The 24,810-nt window shown below is 71.4% G+C and carries 22 protein-coding genes and 1 tRNA gene; 11 read left to right on the top strand and 12 right to left on the bottom strand.

Annotated features, from left to right (window positions below):
• Positions 1-14: 14 nt before the first annotated feature.
• The gene (locus AB0G74_RS29795) at positions 15-1,016 is read left to right on the top strand and encodes a zinc-binding dehydrogenase (protein ID WP_361152453.1); all 1,002 of its coding nucleotides are present in this window, start codon (positions 15-17) and stop codon (positions 1,014-1,016) included.
• Positions 1,017-1,191: 175 nt separating this feature from the next.
• Here AB0G74_RS29795 and AB0G74_RS29790 read toward each other — a convergent pair whose 3' ends face one another.
• Both AB0G74_RS29790 and AB0G74_RS29785 read right to left on the bottom strand, forming a co-directional pair.
• Positions 1,192-1,707 carry a GNAT family N-acetyltransferase gene (locus tag AB0G74_RS29790; protein ID WP_361152451.1) on the bottom strand — a complete coding sequence of 172 codons (516 nt, stop codon included), beginning with the start codon at positions 1,705-1,707 and terminating at the stop codon, positions 1,192-1,194.
• Between the two features lie 53 nt (positions 1,708-1,760).
• Positions 1,761-2,687, bottom strand: a complete 927-nt coding sequence (locus AB0G74_RS29785; protein ID WP_361152448.1) for an aminoglycoside phosphotransferase family protein — start codon at positions 2,685-2,687, stop codon at positions 1,761-1,763.
• A gap of 172 nt (positions 2,688-2,859) precedes the next feature.
• On the opposite strand from AB0G74_RS29785, the gene AB0G74_RS29780 reads away from it, so the two are divergent.
• Positions 2,860-4,281 (top strand): FAD-dependent oxidoreductase, encoded by a 1,422-nt coding sequence (locus AB0G74_RS29780; protein WP_361152446.1) that lies wholly within the window; start codon positions 2,860-2,862, stop codon positions 4,279-4,281.
• 146 nt (positions 4,282-4,427) lie between these two features.
• Here AB0G74_RS29780 and AB0G74_RS29775 read toward each other — a convergent pair whose 3' ends face one another.
• From AB0G74_RS29775 to ugpC, 3 genes are all read right to left on the bottom strand, one after another.
• Entirely contained in the window at positions 4,428-5,144 is a 717-nt protein-coding gene (locus AB0G74_RS29775; RefSeq protein ID WP_361152483.1) for a nucleotidyltransferase family protein, read from the bottom strand.
• A 78-nt stretch (positions 5,145-5,222) separates the two neighbouring features.
• Entirely contained in the window at positions 5,223-5,642 is a 420-nt protein-coding gene (locus tag AB0G74_RS29770; protein ID WP_361152443.1) for a hypothetical protein, read from the bottom strand.
• A 208-nt stretch (positions 5,643-5,850) separates the two neighbouring features.
• Positions 5,851-6,987 (bottom strand): sn-glycerol-3-phosphate ABC transporter ATP-binding protein UgpC, encoded by a 1,137-nt coding sequence (gene ugpC, locus AB0G74_RS29765; RefSeq protein ID WP_361152440.1) that lies wholly within the window; start codon positions 6,985-6,987, stop codon positions 5,851-5,853.
• Between the two features lie 252 nt (positions 6,988-7,239).
• On the opposite strand from ugpC, the gene AB0G74_RS29760 reads away from it, so the two are divergent.
• From AB0G74_RS29760 to AB0G74_RS29725, 8 genes are all read left to right on the top strand, one after another.
• A tRNA-Thr gene (locus AB0G74_RS29760) sits at positions 7,240-7,313 on the top strand.
• Positions 7,314-7,528: 215 nt separating this feature from the next.
• Entirely contained in the window at positions 7,529-7,948 is a 420-nt protein-coding gene (locus tag AB0G74_RS29755; protein WP_361152437.1) for a hypothetical protein, read from the top strand.
• A gap of 68 nt (positions 7,949-8,016) precedes the next feature.
• Entirely contained in the window at positions 8,017-10,197 is a 2,181-nt protein-coding gene (locus tag AB0G74_RS29750; RefSeq protein ID WP_361152435.1) for a hypothetical protein, read from the top strand.
• On the top strand, positions 10,194-10,778 hold the full coding sequence (locus tag AB0G74_RS29745; protein WP_361152432.1) for a hypothetical protein: 585 nt from the start codon (positions 10,194-10,196) through the stop codon (positions 10,776-10,778). Before AB0G74_RS29750 ends, AB0G74_RS29745 begins: the two co-directional genes overlap by 4 nt.
• A gap of 115 nt (positions 10,779-10,893) precedes the next feature.
• On the top strand, positions 10,894-11,448 hold the full coding sequence (locus tag AB0G74_RS29740) for a hypothetical protein (protein WP_361152429.1): 555 nt from the start codon (positions 10,894-10,896) through the stop codon (positions 11,446-11,448).
• Positions 11,449-11,590: 142 nt separating this feature from the next.
• The gene (locus AB0G74_RS29735; RefSeq protein WP_361152427.1) at positions 11,591-12,136 is read left to right on the top strand and encodes a SigE family RNA polymerase sigma factor; all 546 of its coding nucleotides are present in this window, start codon (positions 11,591-11,593) and stop codon (positions 12,134-12,136) included.
• The gene (locus AB0G74_RS29730; protein ID WP_361152425.1) at positions 12,120-12,980 is read left to right on the top strand and encodes a hypothetical protein; all 861 of its coding nucleotides are present in this window, start codon (positions 12,120-12,122) and stop codon (positions 12,978-12,980) included. The genes AB0G74_RS29735 and AB0G74_RS29730 overlap by 17 nt, the downstream gene beginning before the upstream one ends.
• Positions 12,981-13,084: 104 nt before the next feature.
• On the top strand, positions 13,085-15,364 hold the full coding sequence (locus tag AB0G74_RS29725) for a transglycosylase domain-containing protein (protein WP_361152423.1): 2,280 nt from the start codon (positions 13,085-13,087) through the stop codon (positions 15,362-15,364).
• A gap of 301 nt (positions 15,365-15,665) precedes the next feature.
• Here AB0G74_RS29725 and AB0G74_RS29720 read toward each other — a convergent pair whose 3' ends face one another.
• The 7 genes from AB0G74_RS29720 to AB0G74_RS29690 form a co-directional block, all read right to left on the bottom strand.
• A complete protein-coding gene (locus AB0G74_RS29720; protein ID WP_361152420.1) occupies positions 15,666-17,375 on the bottom strand; it encodes a DoxX family membrane protein in 1,710 nt (569 codons plus the stop codon).
• Positions 17,376-17,551: 176 nt separating this feature from the next.
• A complete protein-coding gene (gene rlmB / locus AB0G74_RS29715) occupies positions 17,552-18,505 on the bottom strand; it encodes a 23S rRNA (guanosine(2251)-2'-O)-methyltransferase RlmB (RefSeq protein ID WP_361152418.1) in 954 nt (317 codons plus the stop codon).
• A 136-nt stretch (positions 18,506-18,641) separates the two neighbouring features.
• A complete protein-coding gene (gene cysS, locus AB0G74_RS29710; RefSeq protein WP_361152415.1) occupies positions 18,642-20,042 on the bottom strand; it encodes a cysteine--tRNA ligase in 1,401 nt (466 codons plus the stop codon).
• Positions 20,043-20,240: 198 nt separating this feature from the next.
• Positions 20,241-20,645, bottom strand: coding sequence for a PPOX class F420-dependent oxidoreductase (locus AB0G74_RS29705; RefSeq protein WP_361152412.1), 405 nt, complete (start codon positions 20,643-20,645; stop codon positions 20,241-20,243).
• A 345-nt stretch (positions 20,646-20,990) separates the two neighbouring features.
• On the bottom strand, positions 20,991-21,488 hold the full coding sequence (gene ispF, locus AB0G74_RS29700; protein ID WP_361152409.1) for a 2-C-methyl-D-erythritol 2,4-cyclodiphosphate synthase: 498 nt from the start codon (positions 21,486-21,488) through the stop codon (positions 20,991-20,993).
• Complete coding sequence (gene ispD, locus AB0G74_RS29695) at positions 21,478-22,224, bottom strand: 2-C-methyl-D-erythritol 4-phosphate cytidylyltransferase (protein WP_361152407.1); 747 nt, start codon at positions 22,222-22,224, stop codon at positions 21,478-21,480. Before ispD ends, ispF begins: the two co-directional genes overlap by 11 nt.
• Before the next feature lie 351 nt (positions 22,225-22,575).
• Entirely contained in the window at positions 22,576-23,058 is a 483-nt protein-coding gene (locus tag AB0G74_RS29690; protein ID WP_003953493.1) for a CarD family transcriptional regulator, read from the bottom strand.
• Between the two features lie 898 nt (positions 23,059-23,956).
• On the opposite strand from AB0G74_RS29690, the gene AB0G74_RS29685 reads away from it, so the two are divergent.
• Positions 23,957-24,646 carry a hypothetical protein gene (locus tag AB0G74_RS29685; protein ID WP_361152404.1) on the top strand — a complete coding sequence of 230 codons (690 nt, stop codon included), beginning with the start codon at positions 23,957-23,959 and terminating at the stop codon, positions 24,644-24,646.
• The last annotated feature ends 164 nt before the right edge of the window (positions 24,647-24,810 follow it).

The following is a 24,810-nucleotide window of genomic DNA, read 5'->3' as shown; positions in this document are numbered from 1 at the left end:
CCCAGGGGGCCACCATGCGCGCCATCCGTCTCCATGCCTTCGGACCCGCCGAGAACCTGACGTACGAGGAGGTCCCGGACCCGGTCCCGGGCCCCGGGCAGGTTCTGATCGCGGTCACCGCGGCCGGGGTCCATCTCCTCGACACGGTGCTCCGCGAGGGCGAGCAAGGGCCCTACCCCGAACCGATCCCGTTGCCGACGATCCCGGGCCGCGAGGTCGCGGGCACGGTCAAGGCCCTGGGCGAGGGCACCGACGCCAAGTGGCTCGGCCGCCGGGTCGTCGTCCATATCGGGATGAACCCGGGCGGCTACGCGGAGCAGGTCGTCACCGACGCCGAACGGCTCCAGGTGGTGCCGGAGACCGTGGGCGACGCGGAGGCCGTCGCCATGATCGGTACGGGCCGGACCGCGATGGGGATCCTCCAGTTCGCGGAGCTGGGCCCGGACTCGATCGCGATCGTCTCGGCCGCCGCGGGCGGTATCGGCACCCTCGCCGTCCAGTACGCGAAGAACGCCGGGGCCACCGTCGTCGGCCTCGCGGGCGGCCCCGGCAAGGTGACCCGTACCCTCGCCAACGGCGCCGATATCGCCGTCGACTACACCGACCCGACCTGGCCGGACGAGGTCCGGGCCTATCTCGGCGACCGGCGGGCCACGGTCTACTTCGACGCGGTCGGCGGCACCATCGGCCGGGCGGCGGTCGATCTGCTCGGCAAGGGCGGCCGTCATCTGGTCTACGGCTGGGCGGGCGAGCGCGGCGCCCAGGGCGGCGAACCGCTGCTCCTCTCCGAGGAGGAGCAGGCCGAACGGGGCGTGGAGACCGTGTACGTCCTCGGCCCGAAGATGCTGGAACTCGTCGGCGGCGACATCCGGCGGCTGGAGGACCGCGCGCTGGACGAGGTCGCGACCGGCCGCCTCCTCCCGGCGGTGCACCGATTCCCGCTCGCGGACGCGGCCCGCGCGCACCGGGCGCTGGAGACCAGGGGGACCATCGGCAAGGTCGTCCTGGTGCCCTGACCTCGTACGGAACGCTCCGCGTCCAGGGCAGTCGGCGTACGGGCCAGCTCGCGTACGGGCCGGTCCGCGACGAGGACAGCTCTCGTACGGAACGGTCGGCGTACGGAATTGCTCGCGTACGGGACGGTCCGTGTACGGGACTGGGGTGGCCGTCGCCCGGCGGCGGCCACCCCCGTCACGCCCGCTCGTACGCCGCCAGCTTCGCCAACTCGCCGCCGGTGAGCCGGAACACCCGGCTGTCCTCCAGCGGGCGGGCGCCCAGGGACCGGTAGAACGCCACCGTCTCGGTCAGCTTGTTCAGCGCCGACCACTCCAACCGCTGCCCGCCGCGATCGCGGCAGATCCGGGCCAGCTCCACGAGCAGGGCCTTCCCGTGTCCGCCGCCGCGCCGGGCCGGGTCCACATACAGATCCTCCAGATAGACGCCGGGCGCGCCGAGCCAGGTCGAGTACGTCGGGAACCAGAGCGCGAAGCCGACCGGGCCGGGCCGCGAATCGGCGGAGGCTTCGCCGGAACCGCCCGGGCCTTCGACGGCGACCAGCGCGTGTACGGCGGGTGCGGGGCCGAACAGCGCGGCCCGCAACCGCTCCTCGGTGGCCACGACCTCGTCGCGGTAGCCCTGGTACTCGGCGAGGGCCAGGATCATCCGGTGGATATCGGGTACGTCGGCGGGGGTCGCGGTACGGATCATGGGCTCAGCATGCGGCGACGGCCCGGCCCGTGCCACCGCGTTTCATCCGCCGGTCACCGCCCGAGCAGGGCGTGGGCGACGGCCACGGCCCGCTCGTCCAACTCCCCCTCGTCACCCGGGTCGTCCACCGGATCGTCCGGAGAATCATCGCCCTCCAGGTCCCAGAGCCAGAGCTGGAGCAGCCGCCCCAGCGTCCATGCCATGGCCCGTTCCCGGTCCGTGCCCAGGGCCTCGGTCAGCAGATCGAACCGCCGCCGGATCACCGCCGGTTCCGGGTCGAACCGGTTCAGCAGGGCGGGCAGCAGCTCGAAGCCGGGATCACCGGCGAGCGGTTTGGGGTCGATCGCGAGCCAGGGTTCCCGCCCGGCGGCGAGGACGTTGTCGTAGTGCAGATCCCAGTGGAGCAGCCGGTCGCCCGGCTCGTCCGCGACCTCCCGGACGGCCGCCGCGCAGTCGGCGAGGAGCCGCCGCTCGGCCGGGTCGGCGAGCCCGGCCAGGGCGTCCGGCACCCGGTCCAGCATGGCGGCGGCCAGCTCCCCGAGCCGTCGGAGCCCGGCGGGCGCGGGCCGGTCGGTCAGCCGGGCGAGCAGGGCGCCCAGGACGCGTACCGCCTCGTCCGGGTCGGCGACGGAGGAGAGCGGACGGGCCGCGTCCAGCCGTTCCAGCAGCAGGGTGCCGGTCGCCGGGTCGTGATCCAGCAGCCGTACGGCGCCGTCGCCGTCCCAGGCGCGGAGGGCGAGCGGTTCACCGGCGGTCTCGTCGTCCACGGGCTGGAGCTTGAGCACGGCGGGTATGCCGTCGGCCCGGACCACGGGCAGGACGAGGGCGACCACCCCGTGCGCCGGGGGGCCGTCGGGGCGCAGCCCCCACCGCTCGGTGAACTCGGCCGCGCGGGCGGGCAGCGCGTCGATGAACGCGGCGGACGCGGCGCCGCCGTGTGCCCGGTGCGAGGCGATCAGCGCCTCGGGAACCACGATCATGCGGTCGATCGTACGCACGGCCCCCGCCCCCGCCCCGGGTTTTCCACAGGCGCCGGAGGACGGCCGCCACCGGTTGTCCACAGGCTCCCGCGCGGATCTCCCGCGGAGCGGCCCGGCTGCATACAGTCGTAGCGACCCAACGGCACGACCAGGACCAGGGACGACAGACGACATGAGGACGACGGGCACGGGCGCCGGCACGGGCGGCACGATCAACGGAGCTATCTCGTTCTGGCACGCCCGGAACGGCCTGGCCGCTCCCCGGGAGCCACTGCCGGGCGACAGCACGGCCGACGTCTGCATCGTCGGCGGCGGCTATACCGGGCTGTGGACGGCGTACTACCTGAAGAAGGCGGTGCCGTTCCTCAACATCACCGTCCTGGAGGCCGCGTTCTGCGGCTACGGCGCGTCCGGCCGTAACGGCGGCTGGCTCTACAACGGCATAGCGGGCCGCGACCGCTTCGCCCGCCGACACGGCCATGAGCCCGCGGTCCGCCTCCAGCGGGCGATGAACGACGCCGTGGCGGAGGTGATCGACGTCTGCGCCGCCGAGGGCATCGACGCCGATGTCCACCGGGGCGGGGTGATCGAGGTGGCCCGCTCCCCCGCCCAGGCGGCCCGGCTGCGGGACTTCCACTCCGTCGAGGTCGCGTTCGGCGAGACCGACCGGGTGCTGAGAGGCGCCCGGGAGACCGCCGAACGGCTCCGGGTCGCCGGGGCCGTCGCCTCCTCGTGGACCCCGCACGGCGCCCGGATCGACCCGTTGAAGCTGGTGAAGGGCCTGGCCACGACGGTCGAGGCGCTCGGCGTCACGATCCACGAGTCGACCCCGGTCACCGAGATCGGCCCCAAGCGCGCGAGTACGCCGTACGGCACGGTCCGCGCGCCCTATGTACTGCGCTGTACCGAGGGGTTCACCGCGACGATCAAGGGGCGGCGCCGGGACTGGCTCCCGATGAACTCCTCGATGATCGTCACCGAACCGCTTCCGGCGGAGTTCTGGGACGCCGTCGGCTGGTCCGGCCGGGAAACCCTCGGCGACATGGCGCACGCCTATGTCTACGCGCAGCGGACGGCGGACGACCGGATCGCGATCGGCGGGCGCGGAGTGCCGTACCGCTACGGCTCCCGTACCGACTCAGACGGCCGTACGCAGCCGGCCACGGTCGCCGCGCTCCACGACATCCTGCTGGGGTTCTTCCCGCAGGCGGCCCGGGCCGGGATCGACCACGCCTGGTCGGGGGTGCTGGGCGTGCCGCGCGACTGGTGCGCCACGGTCACCCTGGACCGTTCGACGGGCCTCGGCTGGGCGGGCGGCTATGTCGGCTCCGGGGTGGCCGCCGCCAATCTCGCCGCCCGCACCCTGCGGGACCTGATCCAGCGGGACTCGGGCCAGGCCGGGGCGACGGAGCTGACGGCCCTGCCGTGGGTGGGGCACAAGGTGCGCAAGTGGGAGCCGGAGCCGCTGCGCTGGCTCGGGGTCCGGGCGCTGTACGCGGCGTACCGGGGCGCGGACCGCCGCGAGTCGGCGGCGCGCTCGGCCGAGACGGACCGGATGGCGCGACTGGCGGACCGGATATCGGGCCGCGCCTGACGCATCCCGGTGGCGTTACGGCTCCGGAGCCGCGCGGCGGCCTCCCCTTCCGGCGCGCGGACCGGAACCGTACGACGGAAACGGACCCGCCACGGCCCGCAGCAGACCCGCCGCAGACCCGCCGCGAAAATCCGGCCGGACCGGAACTATCCGCCCTGTCCGGCGAGTTCCTTCGCGGCCTCGGTGAGGTCCTTCGCGGTGTCGATGGCCCGCCAGTACGCGCCCTGGGGCAGCGGGAAGCCCGCCAGCCGCCGCTCGCGCGCGAGGCCGGGGAACGTGGTGCGCTCGTGATCGCCGACGTCCGGCAGCAGATCGCGGAAGGCGGCGGAGAAGACGTAGACACCCGCGTTGATCAGGAACGGCGACGGCGGGGACTCGATGAAGTCCGTGATGTGCCCGAACGCGTCGGTCTCGACGGCGCCCCAGGGAATCCGGGGGCGGGCCAGGGCGAGGGTCGCGGTGGCATCGCGCTCGGTGTGGAACGCGGCCATGTCGCGGAGCGAGAACCGGGTCCAGATATCGCCGTTGGTGGCGTACCAGGGCTGGTCGGGGTGGGGCAGATGCGCGGCGGCGTACTTCAGCCCGCCACCACGCCCCAGCGGCTCGGTCTCCACGACGGTGGTGACGGAGAGGGGCAGTTCGGTGGAGTCCAGCCACTTCTGGAGGACCTCGGCGAGATGGCCGCAGGAGACGACGACATCGGTCACGCCCTCGGCGGCCAGCCAGGCCAGCTGATGGCCGATGATCGGGGTCCCGGTTCCCGGGATCTCGACCATCGGCTTGGGACGGTCGTCGGTGTACGGGCGGAGCCGCGACCCCTGGCCACCGGCCAGGACGACGGCCTGCGTCGGATACGTGGGCATATGCATGCCCCGAACCTTATGCGGACCGGTGCGCGACGGACCCCGGGGGGAGCCACGGCTTCCCCGGGCGGGCCCGGTTCAGCTCCCCTGGGCCCGCTGGGCCACACCGGCCGCGAAGGAGGTGTCGCAGACGGGCTTGGAGAACTGCTGCGCCTTGGTGGGCCCGAGCCGTTCGACGGCGGCCCGGCCGAGGGCGCGGGCGATGCCCGTGCAGTGCCGGGCGAGGGAGGGCCGCGCCTCGACCTCGCGCTGGAGCCGGGTGAGGACGGTACCCGGGTCCTTCTCCTGGAGCTCCGCGACGAGCCGGTCCCGCAGCACGTCCTGCGGGGCGCGGACCGGGGCGGGCACCGAAACGTTCTGCGACGAGGCGGTGAGCATCCGGGAGTCGGACGGGCCCGCCCACGGGACGCTCGTGACGGCGAGGGTTCCGGAGAGCACCATGACGACGGGGAGGACGAAGGCGAGGGAACGGCCGATACGCCGTGCGGAGTGAGTCACGCGAGCGAGCGTAGCGGGCAGTGATGATTTGGCGACATTTCGTCACCCCCCCGGGGGAAGCCCGGCAGAAGGTTCTAGGAAAGCTTTCGAATCGGACCGGCCACCGGACCGGTCGCGCCCCGGGCCCTGACACGGCGGAACGGCCCCGGGGGACCCGGGGCCGTTCCGTCAACGCGAGGACCGTCCGCGCCGGTCGGCGCGGCGCGCGTCAGTCGGTGAGGCGCTCACCGCTGGAGGTGGCGAAGACGTGCAGCTCACCGGGGCGCGGCACGACGTGCAGCTCGGCGCCCTTCTCCGGGGTGGAGCGGCCGTCGACCCGGACCACCAAGTCCTTGTCCTCGCCGCCGACCCGGGCGGTGCCGTAGATGAAGCTGTCGGAACCCAGCTCCTCGACGACGTTGACGGAGATCGCGAGCCCGGCGGGCGCGTCGTCGGAGTCCTTGGAGAGGGACTTGGCGACACCGCCGTTGAGCTCGACGACGGAGAAGTGCTCGGGGCGGATACCGACGGTAACGGTCTTGTCGCCGCGGTTGGCGGCGGCGGTCAGCGCGTCACGGGAGACCGGGACGACGCTGTTGCCGAACTTGACTCCGCCGTCGATGATCGGCACCTCGACCAGGTTCATCGCGGGCGAGCCGATGAACCCGGCGACGAACAGGTTGGCCGGCCGGTCGTACATGTTGCGCGGGGTGTCGACCTGCTGGAGCAGACCGTCCTTGAGCACGGCGACCCGGTCACCCATGGTCAGGGCCTCGGTCTGGTCGTGGGTGACGTAGACCGTGGTGATCCCCAGCCGGCGCTGGAGGGACGCGATCTGGGTACGGGTGGAGACCCGGAGCTTGGCGTCGAGGTTCGACAGCGGCTCGTCCATCAGGAAGACCTGCGGCTCCCGCACGATGGCCCGGCCCATCGCCACGCGCTGGCGCTGACCGCCGGAGAGCGCCTTCGGCTTCCGGTCCAGGTACGCGGTGAGGTCGAGGATCTTCGCCGCCTCCTCGACCTTCGCCCGGATCTCGGCCTTGCTGACCCCGGCGATCTTGAGCGCGAAGCCCATGTTGTCGGCGACCGACATATGCGGGTAGAGCGCGTAGTTCTGGAACACCATCGCGATGTCCCGGTCCTTCGGCGGCAGATGCGTGACGTCCCGGTCACCGATCCGGATGGCACCGCCGTTGACCTCTTCGAGACCGGCGAGCATCCGCAGCGACGTCGACTTACCGCAGCCGGAGGGACCGACGAGAACGAGGAACTCCCCGTCCGCGATCTCGATCTCCAGCTGGTCGACGGCGGGCGTGGTGGCCCCCGGGTAGAGCCGGGTCGCCTTGTCGAACGTTACGGACGCCATGACGCGTCTCCCCTCACCGGCAGGAACGTGCCGGACGATCCGAGTAAAAGGAATTGGTGTAGTCCACTCGCGCGGACTGCTGGTGACGCTACCCCGGGGACGTCTCTTCTGTCAGTAGTGGTATCGAACTGAGATACACGACTTCCCCGCACCCCTCGCCACCCCCGACTCCGGTGATCCCCGGACCCCGCCGCCGCCTCTCCCCCGCTGTGTACAGTGGAACCTCCGCACGGGGTCAGCCCCGCTGTCGATGCCTCCTTAGCTCAGCTGGCCAGAGCAACGCACTTGTAATGCGTAGGTCGTCGGTTCGAATCCGACAGGGGGCTCTTTCCATGCCCGGGCCGGACGTCTCCGACCCGGGCTTCGTCGTTTCCTCGGATACGGGGTCCCGCGCCGACCGGTCCGCCCCGGACCAAGATCGAGCAGACCGCCGCCCCGGTCCGGCCGTCCGGAATCTCCCGTCACCGCATGGATTCGAACGCGTACCACCCGTTGTGATTGGGTGATGATCACAATGCGACCTGACCCGACGGGAGGGCCCATGACCTGGGACGAGTGGAATCGGATCAGCGGTGACGCCGCGGCGCGCCGGGACGGCGGGACGAGACTGAACAGCGCCGGACCGGACGCTGCCGATCTGAAGACCACCGGCAGAGGCAAGCGGGACGCCGTCAACGCCCTGTCGCAGCGCATCCGTCCGGGCCTCGACAAGGCCGGTGTGCGCGCCGACGAGAACACCGACGCGGCGGAGCGCGAGTTCAAGGAGTGGCAGACCGGGAGCGGGCTGAAGGACGCCCACGCCAAGTGGGCCCTCCAGGTGAAGAGCCTCCAGGCACGGCTCGCGCGGGACCAGGCGGCGCTCGGCCTGACGAGACGGGACTTCCAGTACATCGACCACGGCGTGCGGAGCGCCCTGGCCCGCATCGACAGCCCTGCCCCGGACCCGCGCCGTGATGTCTGACCCCGCCGTACACCATCCCCTGCCGACCGCGGCGACCCCGCGCCGGGCAGAGTCGAAGGAGTAGAGGAGTGCTCACCTATCAGGACGTCGTCACCGTCCGGTTGAATCCGCTGACCGCCGCCGCGGGCTCCTGGGACGAGATGGCGGCGAGCTTCGATCAGTTGGAGGGGGCCTACCGGTCGAACGTCCGGAACGTCGCCCGCGGCAGCGAGTGGGTGGGGATCAGCGCCGACGCCGCCGACGACCAGTTCGAAGCCACCCGGAAACAGTTCGAGGCGGGAGCGGTCCAGGCCCGCGCCGTCGCGGCCATCCTCCGCGATATCCACGGCCAGCTCACCGAACGCGTCCAGGCGGTCAAACGGCTGGTGGAGTCGGCGAAGGAGGCCGATATCCATATCGACGGCTCCGGGAAGGCCCGTCTCGACACCGCCCGGCGCGAGGCACGCGGGGACGGCGTACTCGACGCGTCCCGGCGCGCGGCGCTGGAGGCGAGCTGGACGGCCGCCGTGGCCGGGGCCGTACAGGCCGTCGCCGACGCGGACGAGGGAGCCCGGCTGGCGCTCCGCGACGCCGCCGGGATCAAGAGCGGCCTCGCCGGAGTCGCCGACACGGCGCTGGGCGGCGGCGGATTCAACGCCGCCGCCGTGGGCGACATCGAGCTGGTCGAGGCCCGCCACGCCCAGCGGTACGCGGATCTGATCCTGGCGGGCGGGCAGCCGTCCGACCCCGAGGAGTGGGCGCGGCTGATGCGCGACAACGCCCACGACCCCGGCTTCAGCCGGACCGTGCTCAACCACATCGGCCCCGAGGGCACCATCAGGCTGACCAACCAGCTCAACACCCTCGCCTACGACACGGCCACCGGCGACCGGCAGCACCATCTGAGCGCCCAACGGGGTCTGGCCGACGCGCTCGCCACGGCGACCCGGGACCCGAAGGCCCCGTTCACCCGTGACTTCACCGACGGCCTGAAGGAAGCGGGCCGGAAACGGCATCCCGTTGACGGCGACGGCGCCGGCGCCGGCGACCACATCAGGGGCTACCAGTCCCTGGTCACCCTGATGCGGCACGGCGAGGGCTACTCGGACCGGTTCCTGCACGAGCTGGGCGACGACATGATCGCCGCCGAGCGGGCCGACCGGGGCGCTGACATCTGGGACCTGCCGCGGGGCTTCGTCGAACCGCGTGACGACTGGTTCGCCAACGATCCCGTCGACGGACTCCTGGAGATCATGAGCAGGGACCCGGCCGCCGCGGCCGCCTTCCTCGACCCCGCGTCCGACCCGAACCCGGACAACGGGACGAAGGAAGGCAACGGCAGGCTGGAGTACCTGCTCCGGGAACGGGACTGGGCAGTGGTGGACAGCCACCAGTTCATGCCCGGCCCGGACGGCCCCTGGGGGGACCCCCGCGACTCACTGCGCTTCACCGACATCGAGGACGCCGACACCAGGTCCGGCCTCGGCGCGGCACTCGTCGCGGGGACCACCGGTATCGACCCGAACAACTCCAGCGGCGGCTATGTCGCGCACACCGAGACCAACGACCGGGTGTTCCGGGCGGCGATGGAGCAGCTGACCGCCGAGGGCAACGACTTCCCGCCGAGCCTGCGCACCCCGATGGCGGTGGTCCTCGGCAACCACGGAGACGACGTACACGCCGCCGCCAGCGCCCACTACTCCGGCGACGGCGTTCTCGACCGGGGACAGCTGCTGGAGGTGTCGAAACAGATATCGCGCGACCCGTTCGCCTACGGCACGCTCCAGGACGGCATCAACCGCGAGATCGTCCACGACATCAACAAGGGCGCGGAAGGCGACGACGAACCACTCCTCCGGGCCGGCCGTACGGTCGGCTTCTTCGAGGAGGCCCGCTACCAGGGGGTCAACATCGACGCGGGGGACGCCAAGACCAAGGCGGCCTGGGAAGCCAAGTGGGACTACCACACCTGGGGCGGGGTGGTGAACTTCGTCCCGCACGTCGGCGACGCGGCCCAGCGCGGCATCGACGTCCTCACGGCGAAGTGGCTGGAGGAGGAGACGGCACGTATCGACGGCGATCGGGCCCGAGAGAACTTGACCACGGGCGAGGACCGGGAAGGACGGCTCGTCAGAATCGCCAAGCACTGGCGGGATGAAAACCCCATGGTGAAGGAATCGGAGGATGAATGGCGATCGATCGAACGGATCGACGACGCCGCCAATAACGGAAACGCGGCGGCCCGCCGCCTGGGAGGTCAGGGATCGTGAACCGCCTGCTCAAGATCGGGGCTCTGGCCACCGCCACCGCACTGCTCCTCGTCGGCTGCTCCGACGACGGACCCAGCTACGACTACGCGATCCCGAAAAACATTTGCGAGGTCCCAGTGGTCGCCGCCGACCTCAAGCCTCTGCTGGCACCCGGCGAATCCATCCGGGAGAGGATCAGTAGAGATGCCACCCACCACGACACGTCCCAAAGTTGCCGGGTGGCCGTGGACAAGAAGCGGGGTCTGAACGTCTGGCTGATACGGAGTTACGGAGAATTCGACATCGCCAAGGAAGCCGCCCACAAGTACAACGACCTGAGAAGGGTGTCTCTGGGCCGCAACGTCACCAGCGCCGGGATCGCGGAGAACGGCGCCGCCGTCCGGATGAGCTGCCGTCCCCGGCCCGGCCAGACTCAGTACGACTCACCGGAGAGCAAGACGGGCAAGTACACGCATCTGGTGATGGAACTCACCTTCCGTGTCGGGTCCGGCGAGGCTCAGTCAGGGGTGAGGAAACGCGCCGAGATCGACACCTTCCTCCGTTCCTACCTCCCGAAGCTGACGGAACGCTGGTGCGCCTGAACCGCTGCCCCGCCCCAGCGGTGAAGAGGCCCGCCCGGCCGCCGATGCAGAAGCCTGCGGCGGCCCGCCGTCTCGGAGGCCAGGGATCATGAACCGTCCGCTCAAGATCGGGGCTTTGGCGACCGCAACCGCACTGCTCCTCGTCGGCTGCTCCGACGACCGTCCCGGCTACGACTACGCGATCCCGGAGACCTACTGCGAGGTGCCGGTGGTCACCACCGACCTCAAACCCTTGCTCGTCCCCGGCGAATCCGTCCAGGAGACCATCCTCGGACGCGACGAGCAATTGGAGTCCCAGAGCTGCCATCTGGCGGTGGACAAGAAGAAAGACCTGAACCTCCGGCTGATGCGTAATTACGGGGAACTCGACATCGCCAAGGAAGCCGCCCACAAGTACAACGACCTGAGAAGAGTGTCTCTGGGCCGCAACGTCACCAGCGCCGGAGTGGCGGAGGACGGCGCCGCCGTCTGGATGGCCTGCCTTCCCCGGCCGGGCCAGACCCAGTACAGCTCACCCGACACCAAGACCGGCAAGTACACCCATATCTCCGTAGAGTTGCGCATCCAGCACAGGTCCGAAGAGGCCAACGCGAAGATCAAGAAACGCGCCGAGATCGACACCTTCCTCCGTTCCTACCTCCCGAAGCTGACGGAACGGTGGTGCGCCTGAGCCGTTGACCCGCCACGGTCGTGAACAGGGCCGCCCGGACCGCCGCGAAAAATCACGCGGTGGCCGGGCAACCCGAACCCGCCCCCGACCCCTTCCTCCTACGTGACAGCTTTCCCACGGGCGTTACGCGAAGGACGGCGGCATGGGCCCATCGGTCGACGACAGAGGCTTCGAGGCGTTCGTGGCCGCCCGGGGGCCGCGGCTGCTTCGTACGGCCTGGCTGCTCACCGGGGACGTACATCTCGCCGAGGATCTGTTGCAGACGGCACTCGCCAAGGTGTGGCCCAAGTGGTCCCGGATCTCCGGGAAGCATCCGGAGGCGTATCTCCGCAAAACCCTGGTCAACACCTATACGGAGTGGTGGCGGCGGCGCTGGCGGGGCGAGGTGCCGCATGCCGAATTACCGGAGCCGGGGCGGCGGCGGGCGGCTCCCGAGCCGGACGACGTCTTCGCCCGGGTCGATCTGGAGCAGTCGATGGCCGCCGCCGTACGGGCCCTGCCCGTACGGCAGCGGGCCGTTGTCGTGCTGCGGTTCTTCGAGGATCTGAGTGTGGCGGAGACCGCGGCGACCCTGGGCTGTACCGAGGGCACGGTCAAGAGCCAGTCCGCGAAGGCGCTCCGAACCCTGCGGTCCGTACTGCCGGACCCCTTGCTGGAGGGTGGTGGTCTCCATGACCGGGTGGCGTGACCAGCCGCTCGGCCCGGTCGGCGAACCGGACGAGAACCCGGACGCGGAGGCCGAACTCCGCGTACTGCTGGCGCGTACGGTGCCCAGTCTGCCGACCCCGCTGAACCGGATGGCGCAGGTACGCGACCGGGTCCGGCGGCACCGGCGGCGGCGCCGTGCCGTCGTGGCCGCCGCCACGACGGCCGCCCTGACCGCGGCCGTCCTGGCGCTGGGCGGATCCGTGCTGTCCGGCAGCGGATTGGGGGCCGGGACGGATGACGACACGGGGGGCGTGGCCGCGTCCCCGGCACAGCCCGGCGCCCCGGAGTCCCGGGTGGCGCCCGCGCGGCAGGTGATCAATCCCGAGCTCGCCGGTCTGACCCTGGAGTTCCCGGCGGGCTGGCACACGACGAATGTGTCGAAGGATCCCGCCACATACGTCGACGGGGGGACCTTCGCGATGAACGGTCCCCTGTCGGCGCCCGAGAAGTCGTGCAGGCTGGAGCTGTGCCTGCCGGTCCAGCGACTGCCCGCCGACGAAATGGTCGTCTCGTTCACCGATTACCTGCATCAGGCACTGCCCGAGGAAGTGAAACGCGACGGCACCCCGCTCAGGGCCGAGAAGGAGATCAGCCCCGAGTGCCGGGCCATCGGCGGCACGCACGAGTACGAGGGAGAGATCGGCGGGGCGCCCGGTCTGTATCTCCATGTCTACGTCAATGTCTGCGCCGGCCCCGACGCCCCGGCCGCGCGCCTCGCGGAGATCTCCGAGGTGATGGAGACGGCCACCTTCGCCGCGCCCGCCCCCGGTCCCGGTTCCGGCTCCGTCGCCGGGGGTTACGTCGGAGCCGGGGGATCCCACTGACCGCCCGGGACTTTGGTTACAAGATCGTCGATATTCCGTCACCGCACATCAGTGGCTGATCGAGGACAATAACTGTCCGAACAGAAACACATTGGATCAAACCCATGCCAAAAACGCGCTCCGGCGAGCGCCGGTCAGCGACCCGACAGGCCGGGATCTTCCTCGGAATCAGCATGCTCTCCGGTGCGGTACTGGCGGGGATCGCCCTGCCCGCCGCCGGGGCGCTGGGGCTGGCCGCCAAGGGGACGGTCAAGAAGTTCGACGAGATCCCGGCGAATCTGAAGACGCCGCCGCTGAGCCAGCGGACCACGATCCAGGACGCCGAGGGCGAGACCATCGCCACGGTCTACTCCCGGGACCGTACGGTCGTACCGCTGAAGGACATATCCCCGTTCATGCGGAAGGCGATCATCGCCATCGAGGACTCGCGCTTCTACCAGCACGGCGCGATCGACCTCAAGGGCGTCCTGCGGGCGCTCAACAAGAACGCCCAGTCCGGCGGGGTCGCCGAGGGCGGCTCGACCCTCACCCAGCAGTATGTGAAGAACGTCTTCGTGGAGGAGGCGGGCGACGACATGGACAAGGTCGCCGCCGCCATCCAGCAGACCCCCGGCCGCAAGATCCGCGAACTGAAGTACGCGATCCAGGTCGAGGAGGAGCTGGGCAAGGACAAGATCCTGGAGAACTACCTCAACATCACGTTCTTCGGGCAGCAGGCGTACGGCGTCGAGGCCGCGTCCAAGCGCTACTTCTCCAAGTCGGCGAAGGATCTGAAGCTGGAGGAGGCCGCGCTGCTCGCCGGGCTCGTTCAGTCCCCCAGCCGGTACGACCCGGTCCGCAGCCTGGAGACCGCGACCCAGCGCCGCAATGTGGTGCTGACGCGGATGGCGCAGGTAGGGGCCGTGCCGAAGGCCGACGCGGACCGCGCCAAGCGGACCCCCGTCAAGCTCGACGTCAGCCGCCCGCAGAACGGCTGTATCACCGCGGACAACGGGGCCGCGTTCTTCTGCGACTACGTACGGAACGTCTTCCTCACCGACCCGGTCTTCGGCAAGACCCGCGAGGACCGGGCCAAGCTGTGGAACCGGGGCGGGCTCACCGTCCGTACGACGCTCGACCCCAAGTCGCAGAAGGCGGCCCAGGACTCCATCAAGGAGTACGTCAACAAGTCCGACAAGGTCGCCACGGCGGTGACCATGGTCGAGCCGGGGACCGGCAAGATCCTGGCGATGGGCCAGTCCAAGCCGTACGGCTTCGGCAAGAACGAGACCCAGATCAACTACTCCGTCGACAAGAAGATGGACGGCTCCAACTTCGGCTTCCCGGTCGGGTCGACGTTCAAGCCGTTCGTCGCCGCCGCCGCGCTGGAGGCGGGCCGCCCGGCGGGGCAGTCGTACTCGTCGCCGTACCGGATGCAGTACCCGAACCGGATCGAGACCTGTGACAGCGGCAAGCCGTGGGTCAACTACGGCAACGAGGACCTGACCAACGAGATGGAGTCGGAGGTCGGCCCGTACAACCTGAAGAAGGCCATGGCCCTCTCGGTGAACACGTACTTCGTCCAGATGATCGGTGACATCGGGCTCTGCGCGGTCAAGGAGACCACCGACAAGCTGGGCCTCGTCGTCGGCAACGGCAAGAAGCTCCAGATGTCGCCGTCGGGTCTGACCCTGGGCTCCGAGGGCATGTCCCCGCTGACCATGTCGTCCGCGTACGCCGCCTTCGCCGCCCGCGGCACCTACTGCACCCCGGTCGCCATCGCGTCGATCAAGGACGCCAACGGCAAGCAGCTGAAGACGCCGAAGTCGAACTGCCGCCGGGCGGTGTCGGAGCAGACCGCCGACACCATCAACGGACTGCTGGAGGGCGTCGTCTCCGACCAGGGCGGCGGCACCGGCGCCAAGGCCGGGCTCGACGGCCGGGACAACGCGGGCAAGACGGGTACGACCGACGGGCGCCGCAACGCCTGGTTCGTCGGCTACACCCCCAACCTCGCCGGAGCCGTCTGGGTCGGCAGCCCCACCCAGCAGGTCAAGATGTTCAACATCACCATCGGCGGCCGCTACAAGGCCAAGGTCTTCGGCGGTGACGTGCCCGGCTCCATCTGGCGCGACGCCATGAACGACGCCCTGAAGGGCAAGGACCGGCCGGACTTCAACGCCGTCGCCATCCCGGACGGGCAGCAGCCCGGTCGCGGTGACGGCGAAGGAGACGGCGAGGGCGACGGCGAGGGCCGGGGCCCCGGCGGTGACCGCGGTGACCGCCCCGGCGGCGACAACACCGGAAACGGCAATGGGAACGGGAACGGCGGTGACGGGAACGGCCGTGGGCCCGGTCGCGGCAACGGCGGTGACGGCGACAGCGGCGGTGGTGAGGGCGACTGACCCACGAGACCCTCGAAGCCCGCGGGACCCGCGCGATACCGCGTAGGAACGGCGGCGAAGGCCCCCGGAGCGCCGGCTCCGGGGGCCTTCCCTTTTTCGGTACGCGTACTTCGGCACACGCACTTCGGTACGCGTACGGCGGTACGGCCCCGGGCACCGCCCCGGCGCATCCGGCCGGGGCCACGGCCTCCGGAGCCGTACCCCCGTACCCCCGTACCGCTGTCCGCGTTACCGACGGAAGCGCCCCCGGCCCCTGACGGGAACCGGGGGCACGCCCCTGCGAACGACCGGCCGCGCGTCGTCAGCCCAGCAGGCCGCCGATCACCCCTCGGTCATCGCCGCCGCCCGAACCGCTGCCACCGCCGGAACCGTCGGCCGGGGCCTCGGCGCCGGACCCCGACGGGGAGCCGGACGAACCGCCCGAGGTGGAGCCCGAACCGCCCGTCGACGTCGGCCCCGACGAACCGGACGGGGCCTGGGCCGGGCCCGAGGTGTCCGGGGCCGACTGGCGGCCCGTCGCGCCCTGCGTCTCGCTCGGCTGTCCCCCGGTCCGGCCGGTCTCTTGGGCGGTCTCGCTCGGGGACGCCGACTTCTCCTGCTTCGGCTTCTCCTCCTCCGCGCCGCGGCTCGCCGCCGGGGACGGCTCGCGGTCCCGGTCCTCACCGGGACCGGCCGAGGTCGCGCCACCGGTCGGCCGGTCATCCGGAAGGGACGAGCCCGGCAGATGGTTGGTCGGGTCCTGGCCCGGCCGGGGCACGTTGACCACCGTCTGGGAGCGGACCGCCCCGCCCAGTACGGCGCCGATGAGCAGCGTCAGACCGATGACGACCGCCGTGATCAGGCCGCCGCGCCGGAGCACCCGGCGGCGCAGCTCCCACAGTTCGGCCCGGGGGCCGAGGGTCCGCCACGCCTCGCCCGAGAGATGCCCGTCGACCGAGTAGACCGGGGCGCCCGCGATGATCAGCGGCGACCAGGCGGCGAGGTAGATGATGTCCGGCGCGTCGTACGCGGGCACCGTCTTCCAGCTCACCGTCAGGATCAGCGCCGCCGACAGCAGCGCGCCGAAGACCGCCGCGACCCGCTGCCAGAGGCCGAGGACGGTGAGGACACCGACGACGACCTGGAGGAAGGCGACGGTCAGCCCGGCACCGACGGGGTGCGAGAGGGCGAAGTCCCGCAGCGGCTCCGCCAGCGCCCACGGGTGCAGGGAGTTCAGCCACTTCACCATCGAGCCGCGCTCGCCGCCGTCGAAGTAGACGGGGTCGCAGAGCTTGCCCATACCGGCGTAGATGGAGATGAAGCCGAGGAAGACCCGGAGCGGCAGCAGGACGACGCCGAGGTTCATCCGGCGGCCCGGGTAGTACGCGTGCCGGACCGCGTCGTTGCCCTGCCGGTCGGGGCGGCCGGTGGTGACGGTCTCGTCGAACTCGTCGTACTCGTCGGCGTCTCGGCCGTACCCGTCGGAGTCGGTGTCGGAATCGGGACCGGGGGCCCGGTAGCCGGAGTCGTAGCCCCCGCCGTAGCCGGCCGCGCCCCGGGCCGGGGTGTCGTACGCGCCCACGGCCTGCCGCATCGGCGGCAGCAGGGGCGTGACCGGCGTCGGCGCGGTGTCGATGGTCGCCTGGGCGTCCCGGTCGGGGTCGGTACCGACTCCGACCCTGGGGATGACCTGGGTGTTCCCCGCCGTGTCGTAGCCGTCGCCGCCGGGGCCGTAGCCGCCGCGTTCGACGGTGGCCGTGGCGGAGGAGTTCCGTACGGCCTGGAGGAGCCCCGTCGCGGCCGTGTCGCCGGGGGCCGACCGGCCGCTCCAGACGACCGGCGCGCGCCGCCGCGCGGGCGCCGGGGTGACGGCCGCCGATCGTACGGGGCGGGGCCGCGCGCTCGGGGCGAGCTGCACCCGGAAGCTGGCGTGGTTGACGATGACCTGCGCGGGGTCGGAATGAACCTTCACCATGCTCAGCGCAGGCTGATCATCGAACCCGGACCGGGGCGTTCTGGTGTCCACACTCATCTAACCGAGTGACATCGCGATAGGACACTGCCCCGGCGCGCCTTTCCTGTCCGAGACCCGTCAAGCGCAGGTGAGAGCCCCGAAACTCCCCGGGCAGGGGGGCGCAAGCCCGGCGCGCCGGGCGGGTCCCACGATCACCCGAACAGCGACGGGGACCGTGGGACGGGCGCGCGCCGTCAGGCCCGGCGGCGGGCCGCCTCGTAGAGCACCACTCCGGCCGCGACACCCGCGTTCAGCGACTCGGCGCCGCCCGGCATCGGGATCCGGACCAGGAAGTCGCAGGTCTCGCCGACCAGCCGGGAGAGGCCCTTGCCCTCACTGCCGACGACGATGACGACGGGGCCGCCGAGCGCCTCCAGGTCGCCGACCGTGTGCTCACCGTCCGCGGCCAGGCCGACCACGGTGAGACCGGCCTTCTGGTACGACTCCAGGGCGCGGGTGAGATTGGTGGCGCGGGCGACCGGGGTGCGCGCGGCGGTACCGGCGGAGGTCTTCCACGCGCCCGCCGTCATTCCGGCGGCGCGCCGCTCGGGCACCACCACACCATGCCCGCCGAAGGCGGAGACGGAGCGGACGACGGCGCCCAGGTTGCGCGGGTCGGTGACGCCGTCGAGGGCGACGATCAGCGGGTCGGAGCCCTCGTCGAACGCGGCGGCGGCCAGGTCCTCCGGGTGGGCGTACTCGTACGGCGGGACCTGGAGGACCAGGCCCTGGTGGTTGAGCCCGCCGGTCATCCGGTCCAGCTCGGGGCGCGGCGCCTCCATGATGTGGATGTCGCCCCGGCCGGTGGCCAGCTGGATGGCGTCGCGGACCCGCTCGTCGTTGTCGATGAACTGCTGGACGTAGAGCATGGTGGCGGGCACGCCGTCGCGCAGCGCCTCGAAGACCGGGTTGCGGCCGACGACCATCTCCGACGTGCCCTTGCCGCCGCGGCGGGCGGGCGCGGGGCGGCGCTGGGCCTGCTTGGCCTTGGCGTTGGCGATGCGGTTCTTCACATGGCCCTTGCGGGCGGACGCGGGCGGGGTCGGGCCCTTGCCCTCAAGGGAGCGGCGTCCCTTGCCACCGCTGCCGACCGTGGCGCCCTTCTTGTTGGACGTACGGCGGTTCCTGCGCTGGCTGTTCCCGGCCATGACTGTCTGCTTCCTGCTGCTACTGCTGTCGAATACGTCTACTGCTTCTGCGTCGCGTACATCTCGTACATCGAGTACACGTCACAGTGTGCCGCCCACGGGCGCGGGCGGCACACTCACCGGTCGGACCGCCGGTTCACCGCTTCCCGAGCGACCAGCGGGGGCCGTCCGGACCGTCCTCGATGACCAGCCCGGACTGCTGGAGCTGGTCGCGGATCGCGTCCGCCGTACCCCAGTCCTTACGGCCCCGGGCCGCCTCGCGCTGCTGGAGCACCAGCCGCACCAGGCTGTCGACGGCGCCGTGGAGGTCGTCGCTGTCCTCGGACTCGCCCGCCCAGTGGGCGTCGAAGGGGTCGAGACCGAGCACCCCGAGCATCGCCCGGACCTCGGCGGCGCGGGCGATCGCGGTCTCCTTGTCGTCGGCGGCGAGCGCCGAGTTCCCCTGCCGGACCGTGGTGTGGACGACGCTCAGGGCCTGCGGCACGCCCAGGTCGTCGTCCATGGCCTCGGCGAAGGCGAGCGGCACCTCGGGCGTGGGCTCGATGTCCGTCCCCGCCTTCTCCCGGACCCGGGTCAGGAAACCGGTGATCCGGGCGAACGCGGCGGCGGCGTCGTCCAGGGCCGACTCGCTGTACTCGATCGTGGAGCGGTAGTGCGGCGTGCCCAGGTAGTAGCGGAGGACGATCGGCTGCCAGCGCTGGACCATCTCGGAGACGAGGACCGAGTTCCCGAGGGACTTCGACATCTTCTCGCCCGCCAGGGTGACCCAGGCGTTGTGCACCCAGTAGTTCGCGAAGTCGTCGCCGTACGCCTTGGCCTGGGCGATCTCGTTCTCGTGGTGCGGGAAGATCAGGTCGATCCCGCCGCCGTGCACGTCGAAGGCGGTGCCCAGGTACTTGTGGGCCATCGCGGAGCACTCCAGGTGCCAGCCGGGACGGCCTCGGCCCCACGGGGTCTCCCAGTCGGGCTCGCCGGGCTTGCTCGCCTTCCACATCGCGAAGTCGCGGTGGTCGCGCTTGCCGGTCTCGCCGTCGCCGGAGGGCTGGCGGAGTCCGTCGAGGTCCTGGTTGGAGAGCTCCAGATAGCCCGGGAAGGACTTCACGTCGAAGTAGACGTTGCCGTCGACGGCGTAGGCGTGGCCCCGCTCGATCAGACCGCGCATCATCTCGATCATCTCGGGCACGTGGCCGGTGGCTCGCGGCTCGTAGGTCGGCGGCAGGCAGCCGAGGGCGTCGTAGCCCGCGTTGAAGGCCCGCTCGTTCTCGTAACCGATGGACCACCAGGCGCGGTCCTGGTCCGCCGACTTCTGGATGATCTTGTCGTCGATGTCGGTGACATTGCGGATGAAGGTGACGTCGTAGCCGCGGTAGACGAACCAGCGGCGCATGATGTCGAAGTTCAGCCCCGACCGGATGTGGCCGATGTGCGGAGCGGCCTGCACGGTGGCGCCACAGAGGTAGATCGAGACACAGCCCGGTGTGAGCGGGGCGAAGTCACGGATCTGCCGGGCGTTGGTGTCGTACAGGCGAATAGTCACCCCCCCAGGGTAGTGGGCGCGCGGCAGTGCCCCGCTCCTTCCCGGCCACCGCCCGTATCATCCCGGCCATTCGCCCGGTCCCGGGCAACCCAGGGGCCCGTTCCGGCCCGCCCTTCACCGCCGGGCGGCCGGGGACCCGGTGGCGCGGCGGGCGCCGGCCCTGCCCGGGGCCACCGACGCGGCCTCTCGCGGCGAGGGTCAGATCCGGCCGACGACCTTGCGCGGAGTGATCCGTACGACCACCCGCTGCGCGTCCTCCCCGGCGGCCGGGTTGAACTCCGCGTACTCCTGACCGGTGTACTTCCGCGACAGCTCGTCGATCAGCTCCGGCCCGCCCTCGGTGGTCAGCTCGGCCGTCCCCCGGATCTCGGCGTAGGTGTACGGGGCGTCGAACGGCTGGACCACCACGGTGACCCGGGGGTCGCGCCGCAGGTTCTTCTCCTTCCGCCGCCCGACGGTGGTGGAGATCAGTACGTCGTCCCCGTCGCGTTTCACCCAGACCGGGGACACCTGAGGGCTCCCGTCGGGCTGGATGGTGGCGACGGTGACGAAGACGGGCGAGTCGAGCAGGGACTTCAGTTCGTCGGAGAGCGCTGCGGACATGGCGTCACCCTTCTGAGCCGTATTCACGATCCGTGCGTACGAGGCGCCCGCGCGTCACGACCGCCCGCCCTGTGAACCATGCCACACCCGGGGATATTTCCGACGTTCCGCCGGACCCCCCTCACCCTGCGGGCGGGCCCTCGGCGGAGGGTGAGGGGCGCGGGGAACTGCGCGAGCGACCACCCACGGTCCGCGGACCGGTGGCGGCCCCGCCCGGCGGACGGAACCGCCTCCGCAAAGGGTGGCCCGCCTCTCCACGAGGGCGTTCAGGAGAGCAGCCCAGGGGCGCGGGGCGCGCGAGGGCCGTGCCCCGTGAAAGCCCTCCGCCTGACCGTCCCGGAGGGGTTACGCGGTGCGGAAGACGATGGCAGTCGCGATCGCCGCCAGGCCCTCGCCGCGGCCCGTGAGGCCCAGCCCGTCCGTCGTCGTGCCGGAGACCGAGACCGGCGCGCCGACCGCCGCGCCCAGTGCCTTCTGGGCCTCGTCGCGGCGCTTGCCGACCTTGGGGCGGATCCCGATCACCTGGACGGCGACATTGCCGATCTCGAAGCCCTCGGCCCGGACGATCCGCGCGGCCTCGGCCAGCAGGGTGACCCCGGACGCGCCGGACCACTCGGGGCGGCCGGTGCCGAAGTGGGCGCCGAGGTCGCCGACGCCCGCGGCGGAGAAGAGGGCGTCGCAGGCGGCGTGGGCGGCGACGTCGCCGTCGGAGTGCCCGGCGAGCCCGGCGGCCTCGCCCTCCCAGAGCAGTCCGGCGCACCACAGCTCGCGCCCCGCCTCGAAGGCGTGGACATCGGTCCCGATACCGACCAGCGGCACCGGCGGCGCGGAATCAGAAGCCATCGTTGGCCCTCCTGCGGGCGAGTACCGCCTCGGCGAGTACGAGATCGAGCGGACGAGTCACCTTGAACGCCTCCTCGTGCCCGGGCACGACGACGACCGGCTCCCCCAGCCGTTCCACCATGCCCGCGCAGTCCGTGGCGCCCTCGCCTTCCGGCGGGACCTGGTCGTGGGCCCGCAGCAGGGTGGCGCGGTCGAAGCCCTGGGGGGTCTGTACGGCCCGCAGCCGGGCCCGCTCGGGGGTGGCGACGACGGGCTCGGGCGACCCCTTGGCGCCCGGCTCGACCTCCTTGACGGTGTCCGCGAGCGGCAGCGCCGGGACGACGGCGGGCGCCCCGTCGCGTACCGCCTCGATGACGGCGTCGACGGTGTCGACGGGCACCAGCGGGCGGGCGGCGTCGTGGACGAGGACGACCGTGACGTCATCGGGTACGGCGGCGAGGCCGAGCCGTACGGACTCCTGGCGGGTCGCTCCGCCGGGGACCACGGTCACCTCGGTGCGCTCCGGCAGGGCGACATCGGCCAGCAGGGCGCGTACGCCCTGGGCGTCCTCGGGCGGCGCGACGACCACCACCAGGCCGACGGCGTTGGACGCGGCCATCGCCCGGACGGCGTGGACCAGCATGGGGGTGCCGCTGAGCACCCGGAGCGCCTTGGGGGCGCCGGGGCCGAGCCGTACCCCCCGTCCGGCGGCCGGGATGACCGCCGCGGTGCGGGGTGTGAGCGATCGGTCTGACATCGGTTGCACTCCGGCAGGTTTGTTTCCTCGGCCCGGATGGGTATGGCCTCAGCGTGCCGGGTGCGAAGCCTTGACGGACCCTTCCGTGACGATGGTCCGCGCCAGCCGCCCGGGCCCGGCACACCAGGGCCGGGCCTCCCCTGGGGGCCAGGTCTCCTGGGACAGCTGTGACATGCGCCGACGGCGTCATCGCGGACGGGTGACGACGGCAGCGGACGAACATGCCGCAGTGCCCGGCAACAGTTCGGTGATCAATGGGGATCACATCATGTCGGCGGGCACCGCGGCAGTTGTGTGTGCGGTGGGCTGATCCGGTACGTCCGCGCGGGGCGGTCCGGTCAGCCGAACGCGTCAGGACGCGAGAACCTCGTCGAGCAGGGCCTCGGCCTTGTCCTCGTTGGTGTTCTCCGCGAGGGCGAGTTCGCTCACCAGGATCTGGCGCGCCTTCGCGAGCATCCGCTTCTCACCGGCGGAGAGCCCACGCTCACGCTCACGACGCCACAGGTCGCGAACGACCTCGGCGACCTTGATGACATCACCGGAGGCGAGCTTCTCCAGGTTTGCCTTGTAACGACGGGACCAGTTCGTCGGCTCCTCGGCGTACGGCGCGCGCAGTACCTCGAAGACCCGGTCCAGCCCGTCCTGGCCGACCACATCGCGTACGCCCACGAACTCGGCATTGTCCGCCGGTACGCGAACCGTCAGGTCGCCCTGAGCGACCTTGAGCACCAAGTAGGTCTTGTCCACGCCTTTGATCTGGCGAGTTTCGATGGCCTCGATCAGCGCGGCCCCGTGATGGGGATAGACCACGGTGTCGCCAACCTTGAACGTCATGTGACAGGTACCCCTTCCGTGGCTATCCAGGGTAACACGGATACAGCTTCTTCTGAATGGCGTTTTCGCAGGTCAGAGCATATCTCGGGGCTTGACAACAGCGACGCGAACGTGCTGTGGACGGCTTGCGGAACACGGTATTCGCAGGTCGGAGCCGCTGCGCGGACAGGTGGAAACATGGGCGTCACACCTGGCGGGACGGGCGTCGAGGCGGCCGAACGTCCCGATTTGCCTGGTTCTCGCCGGTGAACTTCCCGTACTCCGTTCGGTCCTCGGTCACCCGTACGGAGGGTCGGTCGGCGGAATCCTGAATTGATCTTCGAATGATCTCCGGTAATCAATACCGCCTCATCCGCACCACACATCGAAGGAGATCCCGGCACATCACCGGTTCCCCGCCGACCGGTCGCGGTGAATTGATCGGGGCCGGAGAAATCCGGATCACATCCGGTGCCTGATGCGATCCGGATGTTTCACGGGAAACGACGGGTGGCGGTCCGGTGAATCCCGTCGCGATCCCGGTCCGGGACACGCCCCCGGAAGAAGTACCGGAACACGACGCCGTACGCCGCGCCGAACGGACCCGGGACCGCTCCCCGGGACACCCCCGCGGCACTCCCCGGCGCTTCCCGCACGGCCCCTCCCATGGCTCCGCCCGACCCCCTCCCCCGGGCCCGGCTCCGGGCGAAGGGCCAGTTAGGGGCGGGTCGGGTGCGGGTGCGAAGGGAGGGCTCTGTAATCTGTGGGCGAACTGACGCGGGCACGGCCTCCATTGCGCCGGTTCAGCAAGAGCAGGACCGTCCGGGTCGATCCATAGCTGCAAGGAGATGTCGCCGCCGTGAGCCTCCCCCTTACTCCGTCCGGGGGCGCTACTCGCCTTCGCCGCGGCGTCCTCGCCGTGTCCGCAGTCGCGCTGTCGTTCACCGCGCTCACCGCGTGCGGCGCCGGCAACAACGCGGAGTCCCTCGGCGTCAAGCCGGACACCGCGATGGCCTCCGTGGACACCATCTCGATCCAGAACGCGAATGTGATCGCCCAGGAGAAGGCGGGCCAGGCGGGCCCCGCGGCCGTCTCGGCGACGATCTTCAACAGCGGCCGGGCCGACCAGACGCTGGACTCCGTCACCGTGGCGGGCGCCACCGTGAAGCTGACGGCGGCGTCGGGCTCCGGCGCGATCACCGTGCCCGCCCAGGGCTCGGTCGTGATCGGCGGCAAGGGCAACGCGTCCGCGGTGATCGAGGACGGCGTGGCCCTCACCAAGAAGCTCGGTGGCGTGCAGGACGTCGTCTTCCGGCTGAGCAAGACGGGCGACATCAGCCTGGAGGCGTTCGTCTTCCCGAACACCGCCGACTACAAGGACTTCGGCCCGACCGCCGCGCCGCCCGCCCCGGCGGCCAGCCCCGAGGGCCAGCCCGGCGCGGAGGGCGACAAGCCCGCCGAGGGTGACAAGCCCGCCGAGGGTGACAAGCCCGCCGACGGCCAGGAGTCCGGTGCCCCGGAGGGTACGGAGAGCGGCGCTCCCGGCACCGAGACCGGCACGGGCACCGAGGGCACCGAGGCCGGGACCGGGGAGACCACCGGCCACTGAGCCGGGCGGTATCGCGTAAGAGCAGCGGAAGGGCGCCCCACCCCCCCCCCCCGGGGGGGGCCCCTCGCGTTGCCCGGGGGCCGCCCCGGGGGGGGGCGGCCCGTAGGGGGCGGGGGGGGCGGCGGCCCCCCGGACCGGGGGGGGGTGGGGGGCCGCCGCCGGGC

Origin of the sequence: Streptomyces sp. NPDC020875 (assembly GCF_040641415.1) — a bacterium.
GTDB lineage: Bacteria > Actinomycetota > Actinomycetes > Streptomycetales > Streptomycetaceae > Streptomyces.
This window is presented reverse-complemented; position numbering and strand designations above follow the sequence as displayed.

What these genes read in the sequence shown, in the direction of transcription:
- AB0G74_RS29790 (WP_361152451.1), bottom strand. Translation starts at nt 1,707, where the DNA reads ATGATCCGTACCGCGACCCCCGCCGACGTACCCGATATCCACCGGATG.
- rlmB (WP_361152418.1), bottom strand. Translation starts at nt 18,505, where the DNA reads ATGGCCGGGAACAGCCAGCGCAGGAACCGCCGTACGTCCAACAAGAAG.
- ugpC (WP_361152440.1), bottom strand. Translation starts at nt 6,987, where the DNA reads ATGGCGTCCGTAACGTTCGACAAGGCGACCCGGCTCTACCCGGGGGCC.
- AB0G74_RS29690 (WP_003953493.1), bottom strand. Translation starts at nt 23,058, where the DNA reads ATGACGTTCAAGGTTGGCGACACCGTGGTCTATCCCCATCACGGGGCC.
- ispF (WP_361152409.1), bottom strand. Translation starts at nt 21,488, where the DNA reads ATGGCTTCTGATTCCGCGCCGCCGGTGCCGCTGGTCGGTATCGGGACC.
- AB0G74_RS29775 (WP_361152483.1), bottom strand. Translation starts at nt 5,144, where the DNA reads ATGCCCACGTATCCGACGCAGGCCGTCGTCCTGGCCGGTGGCCAGGGG.
- AB0G74_RS29795 (WP_361152453.1), top strand. Translation starts at nt 15, where the DNA reads ATGCGCGCCATCCGTCTCCATGCCTTCGGACCCGCCGAGAACCTGACG.
- AB0G74_RS29730 (WP_361152425.1), top strand. Translation starts at nt 12,120, where the DNA reads ATGACCGGGTGGCGTGACCAGCCGCTCGGCCCGGTCGGCGAACCGGAC.
- AB0G74_RS29780 (WP_361152446.1), top strand. Translation starts at nt 2,860, where the DNA reads ATGAGGACGACGGGCACGGGCGCCGGCACGGGCGGCACGATCAACGGA.
- AB0G74_RS29785 (WP_361152448.1), bottom strand. Translation starts at nt 2,687, where the DNA reads ATGATCGTGGTTCCCGAGGCGCTGATCGCCTCGCACCGGGCACACGGC.
- AB0G74_RS29705 (WP_361152412.1), bottom strand. Translation starts at nt 20,645, where the DNA reads ATGTCCGCAGCGCTCTCCGACGAACTGAAGTCCCTGCTCGACTCGCCC.
- AB0G74_RS29725 (WP_361152423.1), top strand. Translation starts at nt 13,085, where the DNA reads ATGCCAAAAACGCGCTCCGGCGAGCGCCGGTCAGCGACCCGACAGGCC.
- ispD (WP_361152407.1), bottom strand. Translation starts at nt 22,224, where the DNA reads ATGTCAGACCGATCGCTCACACCCCGCACCGCGGCGGTCATCCCGGCC.
- AB0G74_RS29720 (WP_361152420.1), bottom strand. Translation starts at nt 17,375, where the DNA reads ATGAGTGTGGACACCAGAACGCCCCGGTCCGGGTTCGATGATCAGCCT.
- AB0G74_RS29755 (WP_361152437.1), top strand. Translation starts at nt 7,529, where the DNA reads ATGACCTGGGACGAGTGGAATCGGATCAGCGGTGACGCCGCGGCGCGC.
- AB0G74_RS29735 (WP_361152427.1), top strand. Translation starts at nt 11,591, where the DNA reads ATGGGCCCATCGGTCGACGACAGAGGCTTCGAGGCGTTCGTGGCCGCC.